This window comes from Streptomyces eurythermus, assembly GCF_014649115.1.
GTDB classification, from domain to species: Bacteria; Actinomycetota; Actinomycetes; order Streptomycetales; family Streptomycetaceae; genus Streptomyces; species Streptomyces eurythermus.
This window is the reverse complement of the sequence record NZ_BMSK01000003.1, coordinates 402788-420261: the sequence shown is the minus strand read 5'-3', so window position 1 is coordinate 420261 and position 17474 is coordinate 402788. Positions and strand designations below refer to the sequence as shown.

Below are 17474 nucleotides of genomic sequence, written 5' to 3'. Positions count from 1 at the left end.
GGGTCGGCAACACGAAGGGCCCGACTCGTGCGACGGGCCGGGGCTGTCCAGCGTACGACGGTGTCGGCGGCGCCGCTGGAGCCTGTGGACAACCCCGCGCCCTGGGCAGGGGCCCTGTGGAAAACTCCCGGATCGTGCGGCGCGTACGACCCGGCGCCGGGAAGCCCCAAGGCTTCCCGGCGCCGGACGCTCCCCCGCAACCCCCGTGTGCGGTGGCCGTCGGCCACGGCCCGGCCCCGCGGTGCGCGGTGGCCGGGCGGGCCGGTGCGCTAGTCGGTGGCGATCGCGCGCAGCACGTTCATCCGGGCCGCCCGGAACGCCGGGACCAGCGCGGCGAACAGGCCCACGAAGGCCGAGCCGATGAACACGCCGGTGATCGTCGGCCAGGGGATGTCGAGGACCTTCAGGCCCTCCAGGGCGAGGAGCTTCTGCGCGGTGGCGCCCCAGCCCATGCCGAGGCCGAGGCCCAGCAGGGCGCCGAAGACGGCGATCACCACGGACTCCAGGCGGATCATGCGGCGCAGCTGGCGGCGGGAGAGGCCGATGGCCCGCATCAGGCCGATCTCCCGGGTCCGCTCGACCACGGACAGCGCCAGGGTGTTCACCACGCCGAGGACCGCGACGATGATCGCCAGCGCGAGCAGGCCGTAGATCATGTTCAGCAGCTGGCCGATCTGGTCCTTCAGTTCCTGCTTGTAGTCGGTCTGGTCGCGCACGGTGTACTGCGGGAACTCGTGCAGCGCCGACTTCAGCGCCTGGTAGGCGGCCTTCTCCTGGCCCTCCTTGGCGGTGGCGAACAGCAGGTCGTCCAGCGGCATCCGGTCGGCGGGGACGTACTTGGCGACGGTGGCGATGGACGCGTACATCGCGCCCTTGTCGACGACGGCCTCGTCGCTGGTGATCGCGCGGACGGTCAGCTTCGCCGTCCCGCCGTCCTCGAAGCGGACGGCGACCGTGGAGCCGAGCTTGATGCCGTGCTCCTTCGCGAAGCCCTCGAAGACGGACATCGAGTCCGGCCGGTAGGCGTCGGCGAGGCTGCCGGCGACGGTCTTGGTACGCACGTCCTGGGCGTACGTCGGGTCGGCCGCGTTGATCGTCTCCTTCGGGACGGTACGGCCGTCCGGCGTGGTCAGGGTGGCGTCCAGGAGCTTGTACTCGGTGACCCGGGCCAGGCCCGGGGTGTCCTTGACGGCCTGGACCGCCTGCTTGGTGATGACCTGGCCGTTGTCCTCCTGGACGATGAAGTCCGTGCCGACGGTCTTGTCCAGCTGGTCGGTGGCGGAGGCCACCATGGAGGAACCGACCACCGACAGGCACGCCACGAGGGCCAGGCCGATCATCAGGGCGGCGCCGGTGGCGCCGGTGCGGCGCGGGTTGCGCAGCGCGTTGCGCTCGGCCATCCGGCCGACGGGTCCGAAGACCCGCAGGAGGACCGCGCCGAGGACGCGGACCAGCGCGCCGGCGAGCAGCGGGCCGACGACGACGAAGCCGATCAGGGTGAGCAGCACGCCCAGGCCCAGCCAGCCGGAGCCGGTCTTGGCCTTCTCGGCGGTGGCGGCCGCGTACAGGCTCCAGCCGCCGGCGGCGGTCAGCAGCAGGCCGAGGACGGCGCGGACGGCCCCGGCCCGGGCGTCGGCGGGGGCACCGGCGTCGCGCAGGGCGGCCATCGGGGAGACCTTGCCGGCGCGCCGGGCCGGCAGGTAGGCGGCGAGGACGGTGACGACCACGCCGAGGAGCAGGCCGAGCGCGGGGGTGGTCCAGGCCACCGTCAGGTCGTCGGTGGACAGCTTCATGTCCATCTGCCCCATGAGCTTCATCAGGCCGATGGCGAGGCCGACGCCCGCGCCGACGCCGAGGACGGAGCCGGCCACGCCCAGCAGCAGGGCCTCCACCAGCACCGAGCGGTTGACCTGCTTGCGGGAGGAGCCGATGGCGCGCAGCAGGCCGATCTCCCGGGTGCGCTGGGCGACCAGCATGGAGAAGGTGTTGACGATCAGGAAGATGCCGACCAGGAAGGCGATCCCGGCGAAGCCGAGCATCGCGTACTTCATGACGTCCAGGAAGCTCTGGAGCTGCTTCTGGTTGGCGTCGGCGACCTCCTTGGCGGTCTGCACCTTGTAGTCGTGGCCGAGGACGGCGACGACGTTCTTCTTCAGCTGCTCGTCGCTCACGCCCTTGGCGGCGGTGACGTTGACGTTGGTGTAGACGCCGGTGCGGCCGACGAGGGTCTGCTGGGCGGTCCTGGTGTCCAGGTAGAAGATCGCCGCGCCGGGGTTGGTGACCTTGAAGGCGGCGATGCCGGACACGCGCGCGTGGTGCGTGCCGACGGCCGTGATGAGGCCGATCTCGTCACCGCGCTTCAGTTGGTGCCGGTCGGCGGTGTCGGCGTCGACCATCACCTGACCGGGGCCCTTGGGGGCCGTGCCGGAGGCGATCTCCATGGTGCGGGCGTCGTTGCCGTTCCAGCTGCCGACGATGGTGGGCCCGCCGCTGCTGGGCGACAGCTTGTCCTTGTCGGCGTCCACGACGGTCACCGAGGTGGAGAACACCGTGCCCTCGGCCGACCGCACGCCCTGGGCACCGCGGACCTTGCCGACGACCGAGGCCGGCAGGACGGGCGGCTTGCCGGTGCGGGAGGTGGTCTCCCCGGTGTCGGAGGCGCTCTTGGCGCTGACCTGGACGTCGGACGCCGTGGCCTGGAACAGCTTGTCGAAGGTGGTGTTCATCGTGTCGGTGAACACCAGCGTGCCGCACACGAACGCCACCGACAGCAGCACGGCGACCGCCGACAGTGCCATGCGTCCCTTGTGCGCGACGAAGTTGCGCATCGAGGTCTTCAGAACGGTCACGACGTACGCCCCCGGGCGTCGAAGTCCTTCATGCGGTCCAGGACCTGTTCGGCCGTCGGCTGGTACATCTCGTCGACGATGCGGCCGTCGGCGAGGTAGAGCACCCGGTCGGCGTAGGAGGCGGCCACCGGGTCGTGGGTGACCATGACGATGGTCTGGCCGAGTTCGTCCACCGAGCGGCGCAGGAAGCCGAGCACCTCGGCGCCCGCGCGCGAGTCGAGGTTTCCGGTCGGCTCGTCCCCGAAGATGATCTCCGGGCGGGCGGCGAGGGCGCGGGCCACGGCGACGCGCTGCTGCTGGCCGCCGGAGAGCTGGGTGGGGCGGTGCTTGAGGCGCCCGGTGAGCCCGACGGTCTCCACCACCCGCTCCAGCCAGGCCCGGTCGGGCTTGCGGCCGGCGATGTCCATGGGCAGCGTGATGTTCTCCAGGGCGTTCAGCGTGGGCAGCAGGTTGAACGCCTGGAAGATGAAGCCGATGCGGTCCCGGCGCAGCTGGGTGAGCTTCTTGTCCTTCAGGCCGGTGATCTCGGTGTCGTCCAGGTAGATGTGACCGCTCGTCACCGTGTCCAGGCCGGCCAGGCAGTGCATCAGGGTCGACTTGCCGGACCCGGAGGGGCCCATGATCGCGGTGAACCGGCCGCGGGCGACGTCCACGTCCACGCTGTCCAGTGCGACGACACGGGTCTCCCCGGACCCGTACGCCTTGACGACCTGCCGCGCCCGCGCCGCGACGGCCGTACGCCCTCCAGTACCCCCGTGCCTGGGAATCATTACAGCCGATGTCACGGTATGTCTCCTATGTCGGTCGACAGATCGGTGCACGGCGCCCGGTGGTGCCGGGTCGTCGTCTGAGTACGTCGTTGAGTCTCGCGGTCGGCGAGGGCGTCGCGCGCTGGTGCGGAGCCCCGTCTTTCCGGGGGGTAAACCCCACCCCCGCCGGTGCGGTCCGCCGCCCCCCAGCGGCGTATGACCAGGTTAAGGAGCGCCCTGGGCCGGGCTCCTCCTCCGCCGGGACGAACCGTCCCCGAGCCGGGGTACGGAGGAACCCTTAGGGGGTCTCCACCGACGGGTGGAGGCATTCCCGGGGGTGCCTCCACCCTTCGGCGCGCGCGGCCTCCACCCATCGCCATGCCGGGGCCCGGCCGGCCCGGCGTGGAAAGCTGTCCTCCCAGACATGGGTGCAGGGGGCACCTGGGTAGCTTCCGACGGGAAGCAGGGGAGGGGTTTGCGGTGGGGAGTACGACACCCGCGATACGCGGCGGCGCGGCCCGGCACCAGGGGGAACGGCGCCGGGGGGCGGTCGTGGCCGCCCTGATGCTGGCGATGGCACTGGCGGCGCTGGACTCCACCGTCGTCTCCACGGCGGTTCCCCAGATCGTCGGCGACCTGGGCGGGTTCTCCGTCTTCTCCTGGCTCTTCTCCGGCTATCTGCTCGCCGTCACCGTCACGCTCCCCGTCTACGGCAAACTCTCCGACACCTTCGGCCGCAAACCGGTGCTGGTGGTGGGCGCGGCCGTGTTCCTCGCGGGGTCGCTGCTGTGCGCGGCGGCCTGGAACATGGGCGCGCTGATCGCGTTCCGGATCGTCCAGGGCCTGGGCGGCGGGGCGTTGCAGGGCACCGTGCAGACGCTCGCCGCCGACCTGTACCCGCTGGCGGAACGCCCGAGGATCCAGTCCCGGCTGTCCACGGTCTGGGCGGTCAGCGCGGTGGCCGGCCCCGGACTCGGCGGAGTGCTCGCCGCCTACGCCGACTGGCGCTGGATCTTCCTGATCAACCTGCCGATCGGCGCGGCCGCCCTGTGGCTGATCGTGCGTCACCTGCACGAGCCCGAACGGGAAACCGCCCGCCACACGCGCGTGGACTGGGCCGGCGCGCTCACCGTGTTCGCCTGCGGCGGGGTGCTGCTGACCGCGCTGGTGCAGGGCGGGGTCGCCTGGCCGTGGCTGTCGGCGCCGTCGCTGGCCCTGTTCGGCACGGGTCTCGCCCTGGCCGCCGTGGTGGTGACGGTGGAGCGGCGGGCCGCGCAGCCCATCATCCCGGGCTGGGTGTGGCGGCGCCGGACCATCGCCGCCGTCAACCTGGCGCTCGGCGCGCTGGGGCTGCTGATGGTGGCGCCCGCGGTGTTCCTGCCGACGTACGCCCAGTCGGTGCTCGGACTCGGCCCGGTGGCCGCCGGGTTCGTGCTGTCGGTGTGGACGCTCAGCTGGCCGGTGTCCGCCGCGCTCAGCCAGCACGTCTACCGGCGGATCGGCTTCCGGGACACCGCGCTGCTCGGCATCGGCCTCGGCACGCTCATCCTCCTGGCGTTCCCGTTCCTGCCCTACCCCGGGTCCTGGTGGCAGCCGACGCTGCTGATGCTGCTGCTCGGCGGGGCGCTGGGCCTGTTCCAGCTGCCGCTGATCATCGGGGTGCAGTCGACCGTGGGCTGGTCGGAGCGGGGCACCACGACCGCCTCGGTGCTGTTCTGCCGGCAGACCGGCCAGACCCTCGGCGCGTCCCTGTTCGGCGCCGTCGCCAACGGCGTGCTGGCCGCGCGGCTGGGCGGGGCCGGCGACCTGGACTCCGTCACCCGCGCGCTGGACGCCGGAACGGCCCCGGAGGCGACCCGGCGGGCCATCGCCGACGCCGTCCACGCCGTCTACCTCGGCGCGGCGGGCGCGGCGGCCCTGGCGTTCGTGGTGCTGCTGCTGGTGGCACCCCGCCGGTTCCCGGTGCTCCCGGAGTGAACCCGGCGGGGGCTGCCGGTGCTCCCGGAGTGAACCCGGCGGGGGCTGCCGGTGCTCCCCGAGTGGACCCGGCCGGGGGTTCCCGGTGCTTTCGGGGTGAACCCGGCGGGCCGGCTCACTCGGTGACGACGCGTCCGGTCAGCGACATCAGGTTCTCGCGCGCGCAGTCCACGTGCGCCTGCACGGTGTCCCAGGTGTCGCCGTGCTCACGCAGCACCCGCTCGGTCTCCTGGGCGATGCGCTCCTCGCGCACGCGCGCGTCCGCGACGATCTCGGCGGCACGCGCGCGTGCCCGCTCCTCACAGCGGCGGGCGTACCGCCCGGCCTCCTCCACGGCCCGCCCGGCCGCCGCCAGCGCGGCCTCGGCCCGGCTCGCCCGCTCGGCGTGCAGGGCGTCCAGCTCGGCCGCCCGCCCGGCCGCCTCGCGTTCGGCCGCCGCCCAGCGTCCGGCGTTCTCCCGGGAGTGCTCGGCCAGCATCCCGGCGGCGCGCTGCCGTGCCTCGCGCACCAGCGCGAGGGACTCCATGCGCGCCGCCCGCACCTCGCGCCGGGCCCCGACCCGGATGCCGTTGGCCTCGGCCCGCGCGGCCAGGATCCGTCCGCGGGCGTGCTCGTCGGCCGCCGCGCGGACCGCGTCCGCCGTCTCCCGCGCCTCCCGGCGGACCCGTTCGGCCTCCGCCTCGGCCCGCGCGACGCGCTGAGCGGCCGCGCGCCGCGTGCGCTCCCTGAGATCGGCCGCCTCGCTCTGCACCCGCTGGAACAGCCGCTGGGCGCCTTCCCCCAGCGCCTCGTACGTCTGCGGCTCCAACTGGGCGACCACCTCGCCCAGCCGTGCCGCCTCCGCCTCCATGTCCTTGGCGAGCACGGTCAGCCGGGCGGCCCGCTCCCAGGCGGCGTCCCGGTCCTCGGACAGCGCCTCCAGGCAGGCGTCGACCTGGTCGGGGCGGTAGCCGCGCCCCCGGACGGTCGCGAAGCCGTGCGGCGGCATCGATGCGCTGCTCACCCTGGGACTCCTCTCCACCGGACCTACACGACAGAATGATTTCGTGCATATCTTGCTGGATCGGACATAAAGGGCCATAATCCGACACTCCGCAGAACGGCGCACGGACACGGAACGCGCGCCGGGCACACGTCGGGCGTGCACCAGACACGCGTCGGGCCCTTCACGCGCGCGCGAAGGGCCCGACAACGGCGAACAGCGGATACGTCCGCGGTGGCAGGGCTACAACAGCCCGTCCCACATCTGCTCCAACAGCACCGACCACCAGCTCTCCGGCGAACCGAGCGCCGCCGGGTCCAGGGCGGCCAGCTGCGCCTGGAAGTCGACGGTCCAGCGGCCGGCCTGCTCCTGGTTCAGCCCGTACCTCAACCGCCACATCCGGCCCAGCAACGCCAGACACCGCGCGAACTCCGGCAGCCCGGAGTTCACGAACTGCGGCGGCACCGGCGCACCGCCCGGCCCCGCCTCCACCGGCACGGCCACAATGTTCGCCGTCCCGTACTGCACACAGATCGCCTTGCCGAAATCGGTGCCCATCACCAGGTACGAGCCCGCGTCCGGCGCCGCCATCACCCCGCGCTCGGCCGCCAGCTCCGCCAGCGTCGGCACCGGACGTCCCGGCTGCGCCTGAGCCCAGAAGAACGGGCCCATGTCCACGGGCAGTCCGGCCACCACCAGGGTGTGCGCCACGACCGGCGGCACACCCTGCCGGGACACCGCCTGCTGCTCGAACCGGAAGATCCCCGGCCCGAACGCCGCGGCCAGCTCCTGCGCGACCCCCTCCGGCGGCACCGGCGGCGCGGCCTGCACCGGCGGCAGCGGCGCCCGCACCGGCGCCGGCCGCGCCGGACCGTCCGCCACCTGGTGCAACTCGCCCTGGTGCGCCAGCAACTGGTGCATGCCCTGACGCCGGCTCGCGTGGTCCGTGCCGTACGGCGCGATGCTCGTGATCCGCGCCTGCGGCCACTGCTCACGGATCATCCGCGCGCAGTAGGCACCCGGCAGCTCACACGACTCCAGCTCGGTGTGCAGCTCCAGCACCTGGCCCGGCGGCACGTTCATGGCCCGCAGCTCGTGGAAGATCTGCCACTCCGGGTGCGGCATGCCCGGCGCCGAACGCCGGATCAGCTGCTGCTCGGAGCCGTCCTGCGCGCGGTAGCGCAGAACGGCCTGATAGCCCGGACCCACGGTCGGCTGCCCCTGCGGATACCCGTACCCCGGCACCTGCCCCGGCCCCGGCACGGGCGCACCCGGAGGCGGCATCGCACCGGGTGGCGGCATCGCACCCGGAGGCGGCATCGCGCCGGGCGGCATCGGGGGCGGGGGCGCGGCGTGCGGGGCGGCGCCCGGAGGCGCGACGGCACCCGGGCCGCCGGCCACGGGGGGTGCGGCCAGCATGGTTTCGGCTTGGTGCACGGCGCCGGGAGCGCCGGGAGCGCCTGGGGCATGGGGCGCGCCGGGAGGCTGCGGGCCGCCCGGTACCGGGGGCATGCCAGGGGCGCCCGGCGCGGCTTGGGCGCCTGGCGTGCCGGGGGCACCCGGAGGCTGGGGGGCGCCGGGCGGCTGCGGCGCCCCCGGAGGCTGGGACGCGCCTTCGCCCGGTCGGCTCGGGTCGGCCAGCATCGTGGCCGCCTGGTGCACACCGCCCGGGGGCGTACCTCCCGGGGTACCCGGCGGCGCGGCGGGCGGGTTGGGGGCGCCCGGAACGTTCGGCGCGCCCGGCGCCCGCGGTCCCTCCGCGCTCCCCGGACCGGCCTGCACCTCGGGACCCTCCGGCCCGAGCGCCGACACCAGCCGCGTCGGCACGTACCCGCCCGCGGGAGCCCCCGGCGCGGGCGGCGGCGTCGCACTCCCCGGGCGCGCGCCCGGCATGCCCGGGGCGCCCGGCGGCGGAGGCGGAGGGGGCGTACCCACTCCCCCGCGCCCCTTCTTCGGCGGCGGTGCCGCCTTGCTCGTCGCCGCGTCCGCGATGTCCCCCGCGTGCGGCGGCAGCGGACGCGCGGGCGCACCCGGGCCCGCCGGAGGCTGCGGCGCACCACCCGGCGCCTGCGGATAGCCGTACGACGGAACGGGCGGCGCGGGCGTGCTGCCCTGCGGGGCGCCCGGCGCCCCCGAGGCCATGGGAGAAGGCGGGGGCGGAGTGCCGTGCGCGGGAGGGTACGGCGGTACTGCCGGCGCGGGCGTGCCCGGAGCCGCCGGCGCCTGCGGGGGCGTGTCACTCCGGCCGGCGGCAGGCGCGCCCGGCGCGTCCAGCGCCGGTGCGACCGCCGTCGGCGGCAACTGGCTGCCGCCCGACATCAACGCCGTCGGCGCGTCAGCCGCGACCGCCGGGGGCCGCGGCCCGTCGTCCGAGTCGCTCAACGGCGGCGCGAACACCGTCGCGGGCAACGGCACGGAACGGTCGTCCTCACCGGACTCCGCGTTCGTGTCGGTCCCGGCCCAGGGCGTGGCACCCTCGGACACCTCCGCGGGAGCGGGCACCCCCGGCCCACCGGCCGTGCCCGGAGCACCCGGCACCGTACCCCCGCCCGACTCCACCGAAGCGGAGGCCGGGTCCGGAACCGAACCCGCAGCCGAACCCGGAACCGAACCCGCAGTCGAACCCGAACCCGGAACCGAAGCCCCAGCCGAACCCGGCGCCCCCGCTCCCGGCGGGACCGAACCCGACGGGACGGACCCCGCCCCCGGCGCACCAGCCCCCGGCCCCCCGGCACCCGCCGAAGCCGCCCCCACCGTCAAGTCCGCCGACCCCGTCGACCCGCTCGAACCACCCGAAACGCTCGACCCCGCCGAACCCGCCGGCCCCGCCGAATCCCCGGCCCCCCGTTCCCCGTTCCCCAGCTTGTCCGCCGCCTCCTGCAACCACTCCGGAGGAGTCAGCAGGAACGACGTCTGATTGAGGTCCAGCCGCGCGGGCGCCGGCACCGCGTCCTGCGGCTCCCCGGCACGGCCGTACTCCTCCTCGTACCGGCGGATCACCTCACCCACCGGCAGCGCGGGCCACAACGTGGCCTCCCCGCTGTCCCGGGCGATCACCAACCGCTGGCCGCCCGCGTCCGAACGCGGACCCTCCGCACGGTCCTCGCCCCACACCACGAACCCCAGCCCGAACTCCCGCACCCGCACCTCACGGTGCTGGTACACGGGCACGTCGCCGTTGATCCACTCCTCGGCGCGCTCCTGCGCCTGCGCGTACGTCACCATCGCGTGCAGCTCACTCCCCCACCGGGCCGGACGACACCGGGACGACCCGGACGAAGCCGCCGTCCACCATCAGACCGGCCACCGTCTCCAACTCCGGCGGATTACCGGCCAACCGGGACAAGAACGCGTCGAAATCGTCACCGCACGGCAGCAGCAGACGCTCCACCCGCTCCGCCGGCGACCACGACGGATCCACGTCCCGCACATCGTCGTACGCGCAGAACCACACCGAACCGACCCGCTCGCCCTTCACCTTCACCGCGAGCAGCCCGCCCTGCACGAACCCCACCCCGAGGTAATCCTTCGTCAGATGGTCGCGCAGACACTTGTTCACATACACCAGGTCATTGACCGCGGCCTCGTCCCGCACCGTGAAGAACGGCTGGTCCACCAGCAACCCCAGCCCGGCGTCCAGCGCCGCGCCGACCGGCGCACAACCGCCCGCCGCCTTCAGGAACGAACGGTAGGCACCCGGCAACCGGTAACCCAGGTCCTCCTCGATCCCCTGCACCTGCGCCTCCGACACCGCCACACCCGACTTCGGCAGCCCGAAGTGCGCCGGCCGCGACTCCTGCAACGGCCGCGTCCCACGCTTGGCATGGTCCACCACCGCCGTCGCCACCCCGCCGTGATGCCTCAGCAACGCCTTCACCTCGACCGGGATCAGCTCCAGCCGCCGCGTGCCCGCCACGTGATGCCACGTCCAGCCGTGCGGCGTCGCCACATTCGGCACCGTGTCCCACAACTCGTGCCCCGCCGCCGCCAGCGCCGCGTTCGCCGACACATAATCGGTCAGCCGCAGTTCATCGACCCCGAAACCCTCCGGCGGCTCGGCGATCTCCACCGCCACACGCGCGTACGGCGAGAAATCCGGGTAACCCCGCTCATCGACCCGTACCCCCCTCGGGTGACGTGCCGCCCGGACCGGATCCGGAAAATGCACGACCTGCCCGGCGTAGGCCGCGTTCGGCGGCGCGGCTCGCTGCCCGAGCCGACCTGTCGTCATGGCGGATGCCCCCTGCGGCGTTCTCTCTGGCCGTAAACGGCGGTGTCGATCGCGGATGCCGCCCAGCCTATGCGGAACACCCACCCCGGTCACCGGCCCGCCACCACCCCGCCCACACCCCCACCCGCCCCTACGGCCACACCCGCGCCCACCACCGTGACCAGCCGTCACCCCACCGTCACAGCCCGCCCCGCACCAGGCGTGTCACACCGCCCCAGCTTCCCCACCAGCCACGGCATTTGGCACCCTAAGTCCTTCGGGGGGACGCCCCAGGGGAGGGACAACGATCATGACGACCTTGCAGACCGGAGGTGCCGACGTGCGGGCCGGCGACCCTCGCATCGACTGGAGCGGCACCGAAACACCCCCCACCCCCACCCTCCGGCACCGCCGCGACGGCATCCTGCCCGCCATCGCCGCCGCCCTCTCCGTCCGCGGCACCACCCTCACCTGCACCGCCGCCCGCGGCGACCAACCCCCCGCCCTGCACCCCCTCGTCCAGGACTTCCTCGACACCCTCACCAGCGCCCAACGCGACCGCTTCACCGGCCGCTGCGCCGAGACCATCCTCATCTCCCGGCACCTCACCACCGCCGACGCCGCCCGCAGCAAACGCGCCTCCCGCAGACCCATGACCAACGGCGAGGCCCGCAAAGCCCTCAAACACGCCAAACTCACCACCCGCCGCATACGCGAGGACGGCGACCCCCTGCACGGCCGCTTCGCCACCCCCTGCCGCGCCTGCACCGCACTCAGCGCCCACTTCGGCGTCCGCATCGTCGACCCCACCCCCACCGACGACTGACCCCACCACCACGAACCACCCGGCACACTCGACGAACGAAGGGCAGATGCACCCCGACCGCACCACCACGCGCTTCCCCGTACCCGTCGACGCCGCCCTGCGCGCCGCCGGCTGGCAACCCGGACGCTGGGACATCAAACAGGCCGAGATCTGGGCCGACGCCCTGCGCACCCACACCTCACCCGCCGGACACCGGCACACCGTCTTCCCCGCCGCCGTCGAAGCCTGGGCCGAATTCGGCGGCCTCACCATCACCCCCACCGGCCCCGGCCGCCAGATCGCCCCCGCCACCCTCCACCTCGACCCCCTGCACGGCCTCCACCTCGCCCGCACCCTCGGCGACCTCGGCCACGCCCTCGGCACCCAGCTGTGCCCCCTCGGCGAGGACACCGGCACCGCCGCCCTCCTCGCCATCGACGCCGAAGGCCGCGTCTATACCATCGACCACACCGGCGACTGGTACACCGGCCCCGACATCGACCACGCCCTGACCACCCTCATCACCGGCATCCAGCCCGTACGCCTCACCGCCGGCTGACCCCCGGACAGCCATCCCACGCGCTCACACCGCCGGAATCACCGCCGACACCCGGAACCCACCCGCGTCCGTCGGCCCCGACACGAACACCCCACCCAGCGCCACGACCCGCTCCCGCATCCCCACCAGGCCGTTACCGCCCGACGGCAACCCCGCCGCCGACGCCGACGCCGGCTCCGGCGGCGGCTCGTTCTCCACCTGCATCGCGATCTCCGACACCCGATGCGCCAACCGCACATACGTCTTCGCACCCGCCGCGTGCTTGTGGACGTTCGTCAACGCCTCCTGCACCACCCGGTACGCCGTCTGCTCCACCTCCGCCGGATACGACCGCGCCTCCCCCTCCACCGACAGATCCACCACCATCCCCGCGGCAGCCGACTGCCCGACCAACTCCTCCAGCTCCGACAGACACGGCCCCTCCACCGCCCCCGCCTCGACCGCCGCACGCGACTCCGCCGCCCGCGACGCCGCGGCCTCCGCCGCCTCCCCCACCGCCGCCAACGGCACCCCCGACGGACGACGCACCGCGTCCCCGCCCGCCCGCAGCACCCCCAGCATCTCCCGCAACTCCGTCAACGCCTGCCGCCCCATGTCCCCCACCAGAGCCGCGTTCCGCACCGCCTTCTCCGGATCCTTCCGCGCCACCGCCTGCAACGCCGCCGCGTGCACCACCATCAGACTCACCCGGTGCGCCACCACGTCGTGCATCTCCCGCGCGATCCGCGTCCGCTCCTCATTACGCGCCCACTCGGCCCGCTCCTCCGCCCGCTCCGCGAGCAGCTGAAGCTCCCGCTCCAACGAATCCGCCCGCTCCCGCAGACTCTCCATCAACCGCCGCCGCGCCCCCACGTACAACCCCAGCAGCACCGGCGGAGCCGTCAGACCCAGCGACGTCGTCACCGCCGCGAACGGCAGGAACCAGTCACCCAGCGTGAGATCACCACGCGCCATGTCCTGCCGCACCCGCACGAACGTCACCACCGCCGTGCCCAGCAACGACATCCCCGACAACGCCCCGATCACCCGGCGCGGCAGCTCGCACGACGCCAGCGTGTACAGGCCGACGACGCCCATCAGGAAACCCATCTCGGCCGGCGTCACCGCGATCGCCACCAGCACCACGGCGATCGGCCACTTCCGCCGCACCAACAGCACCGCACCGGCGATCAGCCCGAACACCACGCCCACGGACACCGGGATCCCCGCCTCCCGGGCGAACGGAACCCCCTCCGCGGCACACTCCACGGCGGACAGCAGCGCGAGACCCCCGTCGAGCACCGCGCTGCGCCGCCTTGCCCACCACCATGGCCCGGTCAAGGCCCTGGCGTGCTCTTCCCCCGTCGTGGTCATGTCTCCAGCCTACGGGCGACGGGTGCGGCATTTCCGGTGACTTTCACCTACCTCCACACACCACACTCCGTAACCGAACGACATCGAAACCTCCCCCTATCCCTCGAACTGGTGAACCTTTCCCGTTCGACCCCGGAACCTCCCATTCCGGTCGGACGGTATGCCCATGGCACAGACATACGGCAAATACGCCGACTTCGAGGGACTGCGGGAGCGGGCGGTGGCGCTGCGGCGTTCCGGCTACAGCCTCCGGCAGATCCGGGACGAGCTGAAGATCCACAACAACGACATCCTCAACCAACTGGTGAAAGGGGAGCCACCACCGGAGTGGACCAAGCGCCCGAACGCGAAGGACGACCTGCGGGACAGGGCACGAGAACTACGGCTCCAGGGCTGGACCTACGACCGCATCCAGGCGGAACTGGGGTGCTCGAAGAGTTCGATCTCCCTGTGGGTGCGGGACCTGCCGAAGCCCGAGCCCCGCTACACGCCCGAGGAACAGCGAGCCCTGATGAACGAGGGCCTGGCACACCTGCGGGCCGCACGGGATCGCGAACGCGAGGAGACCAAGCAGCGCGCGGCGGCGGCCGTCGGCCGACTGTCCGACCGCGAGCTGTTCCTGGTCGGCGTCGGCCTGTACTGGGCCGAGGGCGCCAAGGACAAGCCGTACAACCGCCGGGAGAGCGTCACCTTCGTGAACAGCGACCCCGGAATGATCAGAATCTTTCTGGCGTGGCTCGACCTGCTCCGAGTGGAACGCGAACGCCTGCGGTTCAACGTAATGATCCACGAAAAAGCCGACGTGGAGGGAGCCGAACGCTACTGGGCCGACCTCGTCGGCGCCGACACTTCCGCCTTCTACAAGACCACGCTCAAGAGGCACAACCCCAAGACGGTCCGCAAGAACATCGGGGACACCTACCGTGGCTGCTTGGTGATCAAAGTCCTGAAGGGCGCCGACCTGTACCGTCGCATCGAAGGCACTTGGTACGGCATAGTGTTGGGTGCCGACTCGGCGACCTGACCAAATGTCCGGTTTAGCCGAGTTTCATCCCCCATGGTGTAACTAGGCAGCACTGAGGGTTTTGGTCCCTTAAGTTCAGGTTCAAATCCTGATGGGGGAGCCGCTTCCCGCGGGCCCTGACCTACACGTCAGGGCCCGTACCCATATCCCCTCCCCCACCCCTCCCCCCGGTATCCTGCGGCTGTCACCCACCCACCCCCAGCCGAAGGGCAACCCCGTGAGTGCCATCCGCCCGGCAGCCGTCGTCGTTCTCGCAGCGGGTGAGGGCACCCGTATGAAGTCGGCCACACCCAAGGTCCTGCACGAGATCTGCGGCCGCTCCCTCGTCGGCCATGTGCTGGCCGCAGCCCGCGCGCTGACCCCCGAGAACCTGGTCGTCGTGGTCGGTCACGCCCGCGAGCAGGTCACCGCCCACCTCGCCGCGATCGACCCGGACACCAGGACCGCCGTGCAGGCGGAGCAGAACGGCACCGGGCACGCCGTGCGGATGGGCCTGGAGGAGCTGGGCGGAGCCGTGGACGGCACCGTGGTGGTGGTGTGCGGGGACACTCCGCTGCTGACCGCCGAGACGCTGCGGCGGCTCACCGAGACGCATCACGCGGACGGCAACGCCGTGACCGTGCTGACGGCCGAGGTGCCGGACGCGACCGGTTACGGCCGGATCGTGCGGGACGAGGCGACGGGTGCCGTCACGGCGATCGTGGAGCACAAGGACGCGTCCGACGCCCAGCGGTCGATCCGGGAGATCAACAGCGGTGTGTTCGCGTTCGACGGGCAGCTGCTGGCGGACGCGCTGAAGAAGGTGCGTACGGACAACAGCCAGGGCGAGGAGTACCTGACGGACGTGCTCGGGATCCTGCGGGACGCGGGGCACCGGGTGGGCGCGTCGGTCGCGGAGGACCACCGGGAGATCGCGGGTATCAACAACCGGGTGCAGCTGGCCGAGGCGCGCCGGATCCTGAACGACCGGCTGCTGACGCGGGCGATGCTGGACGGGGTGACGGTGGTCGACCCGGCCACCACGTGGGTGGATGTGACCGTGACGTTCGAGCGGGACGCGGTGGTGCTTCCGGGTACGCAGCTGACGGGGTCCACGCATCTGGGCGAGGGTGCCGAGGTCGGGCCGAACAGCCGGCTGAAGGACACGCACGTGGGTGCGGGGGCTCGGGTGGACAACACGGTGTCCGACGGGGCGCGGATCGGCGCGGGGTCGAGTGTGGGGCCGTACGCGTATCTGCGTCCGGGTACCCGGCTGGGTGCCAAGGGCAAGATCGGGACGTACGTGGAGACGAAGAACGCGTCGATCGGGGAGGGTACGAAGGTGCCTCACCTGTCGTATGTCGGGGACGCGACGATCGGTGAGTACACGAACATCGGCGCGGCGAGCGTGTTCGTGAACTATGACGGTCAGGACAAGCATCACACGACGATCGGGTCGCACTGCCGGACGGGTTCGGACAACATGTTTGTGGCTCCTGTCACGGTCGGGGACGGTGCGTACACCGCCGCCGGGTCGGTGATCACGAAGGATGTGCCGCCGGGTTCGCTGGCCGTGGCCCGTGGTCAGCAGCGGAATATCGAGGGTTGGGTGGCCCGGAAGCGGCCGGGGAGCGCGGCGGCGAAGGCGGCCGAGGCGGTGTCCCGGCGGGGCGAGAGCGAGGACTGACCGGAAACGTGTGCGCCAAAGTCGGCGTACCGTGATAAGTGCACATCCGCACATGTGCACCCCGCACCCTTACCAGCTGATTCGGCCTCTCCTGCCCAGCCGAGAGGTCGCCGAGCAGCCGGCTGGCTGAGACAACCTCTGAGGAGACTGTGCTGTGACCGGGATCAAGACGACCGGCGAGAAGAAGTTGATGTTCTTCTCCGGCCGCGCCCACCCCGAGCTTGCCGAGGAGGTCGCCCAGCAGCTGGGTGTCGGGGTTGTCCCGACGAAGGCCTTCGACTTCGCGAACGGGGAGATCTACGTCCGTTACCAGGAGTCGGCGCGTGGTGCGGACTGCTTTGTGATCCAGAGCCACACGGCTCCGATCAACCAGTGGATCATGGAGCAGCTCATCATGATCGACGCGCTGAAGCGGGCTTCGGCGCGGTCGATCACCGTCATCGTGCCGTTCTACGGTTACGCGCGGCAGGACAAGAAGCACCGGGGTCGTGAACCGATTTCGGCGCGTCTGATCGCGGACCTGATGAAGACGGCGGGTGCCGACCGGCTTCTGACGGTGGATCTGCACACGGATCAGATCCAGGGCTTCTTCGACGGTCCGGTGGATCACCTGTTCGCGCTGCCGCTGCTGGCGGACTACGTGGGCAAGAAGGTGGACCGGGACAAGCTGACGGTCGTGTCTCCGGACGCGGGCCGGGTGCGGGTGGCGGACCGGTGGTGTGACCGGCTCGGTGCGCCGCTGGCGATCGTGCACAAGCGGCGTGACAAGGACGTGGCGAACCAGGTGACGGTCCACGAGGTCGTGGGCGAGGTCAAGGGTCGTGTGTGTGTGCTGGTGGACGACATGATCGACACCGGTGGCACGATCTGTGCCGCGGCGGACGCGCTGTTCGCGCATGGTGCGGAGGATGTCATCGTGACGGCGACGCACGGTGTGCTGTCGGGTCCGGCGGCGGACCGGCTGAAGAACTCGCGGGTGAGTGAGTTCGTGTTCACGAACACGCTGCCGACGCCGGCGGAGCTGGGCCGGGATCTGGACAAGATCACGGTGCTGTCGATCGCTCCGACGATCGCGAGTGCGGTGCGTGAGGTGTTCGAGGATGGTTCGGTGACGAGCCTGTTCGACGAGCAGTGAGGTTTCTGCTGGTCCGTGGTGCGGGCTAGCGGGTGATCCTTTTGGGCGCGGCCTCCCCCTCCGAGTAGACTGCTGGAGTTGCTCGGCGAGGGAGGCCGTGTTCGTGTCCGCGAATACGGTGGTCCGTTATCGACGCGCTCTTCGTAGCAGGCCGTTCGTGGCCGG

12 protein-coding genes are annotated in these 17474 nt (G+C 72.2%); 6 read left to right on the top strand and 6 right to left on the bottom strand.

Annotated elements, in window-relative coordinates; genetic code table 11:
• Positions 1-269: 269 nt before the first annotated feature.
• Together IE251_RS07385 and IE251_RS07380 are read right to left on the bottom strand one after the other, a co-directional pair.
• Entirely contained in the window at positions 270-2849 is a 2580-nt protein-coding gene (locus IE251_RS07385) for an ABC transporter permease (protein WP_189752072.1), read from the bottom strand.
• Positions 2846-3619, bottom strand: coding sequence for an ABC transporter ATP-binding protein (locus IE251_RS07380; protein ID WP_234471124.1), 774 nt, complete (start codon positions 3617-3619; stop codon positions 2846-2848). The genes IE251_RS07385 and IE251_RS07380 overlap by 4 nt, the downstream gene beginning before the upstream one ends.
• A 459-nt stretch (positions 3620-4078) precedes the next feature.
• On the opposite strand from IE251_RS07380, the gene IE251_RS07375 reads away from it, so the two are divergent.
• On the top strand, positions 4079-5575 hold the full coding sequence (locus tag IE251_RS07375) for an MFS transporter (protein WP_189752070.1): 1497 nt from the start codon (positions 4079-4081) through the stop codon (positions 5573-5575).
• Positions 5576-5690: 115 nt separating this feature from the next.
• Here the strand turns inward: IE251_RS07375 and IE251_RS07370 are convergent, their stop codons facing one another.
• From IE251_RS07370 to IE251_RS07360, 3 genes are all read right to left on the bottom strand, one after another.
• Entirely contained in the window at positions 5691-6578 is an 888-nt protein-coding gene (locus IE251_RS07370) for a coiled-coil domain-containing protein (RefSeq protein WP_229896645.1), read from the bottom strand.
• Positions 6579-6800: 222 nt separating this feature from the next.
• Entirely contained in the window at positions 6801-9782 is a 2982-nt protein-coding gene (locus IE251_RS07365) for an SUKH-4 family immunity protein (RefSeq protein WP_189752069.1), read from the bottom strand.
• A 10-nt stretch (positions 9783-9792) separates the two neighbouring features.
• Positions 9793-10788 carry an SMI1/KNR4 family protein gene (locus tag IE251_RS07360; protein WP_189752068.1) on the bottom strand — a complete coding sequence of 332 codons (996 nt, stop codon included), beginning with the start codon at positions 10786-10788 and terminating at the stop codon, positions 9793-9795.
• Between the two features lie 289 nt (positions 10789-11077).
• On the opposite strand from IE251_RS07360, the gene IE251_RS07355 reads away from it, so the two are divergent.
• Entirely contained in the window at positions 11078-11593 is a 516-nt protein-coding gene (locus IE251_RS07355; protein WP_189752067.1) for a YwqJ-related putative deaminase, read from the top strand.
• A gap of 46 nt (positions 11594-11639) precedes the next feature.
• The gene (locus IE251_RS07350; RefSeq protein ID WP_189752066.1) at positions 11640-12131 is read left to right on the top strand and encodes an SUKH-3 domain-containing protein; all 492 of its coding nucleotides are present in this window, start codon (positions 11640-11642) and stop codon (positions 12129-12131) included.
• Positions 12132-12155: 24 nt separating this feature from the next.
• Here IE251_RS07350 and IE251_RS07345 read toward each other — a convergent pair whose 3' ends face one another.
• Entirely contained in the window at positions 12156-13484 is a 1329-nt protein-coding gene (locus tag IE251_RS07345) for a sensor histidine kinase (protein WP_189752065.1), read from the bottom strand.
• Positions 13485-13650: 166 nt separating this feature from the next.
• On the opposite strand from IE251_RS07345, the gene IE251_RS07340 reads away from it, so the two are divergent.
• The 3 genes from IE251_RS07340 (at position 13651) to IE251_RS07330 (ending at position 17309) form a co-directional block, all read left to right on the top strand.
• Positions 13651-14508, top strand: coding sequence for a hypothetical protein (locus IE251_RS07340; RefSeq protein WP_189752064.1), 858 nt, complete (start codon positions 13651-13653; stop codon positions 14506-14508).
• A 217-nt stretch (positions 14509-14725) separates the two neighbouring features.
• Positions 14726-16174, top strand: coding sequence for a bifunctional UDP-N-acetylglucosamine diphosphorylase/glucosamine-1-phosphate N-acetyltransferase GlmU (gene glmU, locus IE251_RS07335; RefSeq protein ID WP_189752063.1), 1449 nt, complete (start codon positions 14726-14728; stop codon positions 16172-16174).
• Between the two features lie 154 nt (positions 16175-16328).
• Positions 16329-17309, top strand: coding sequence for a ribose-phosphate diphosphokinase (locus tag IE251_RS07330; protein ID WP_030616084.1), 981 nt, complete (start codon positions 16329-16331; stop codon positions 17307-17309).
• Positions 17310-17474 lie beyond the last annotated feature (165 nt).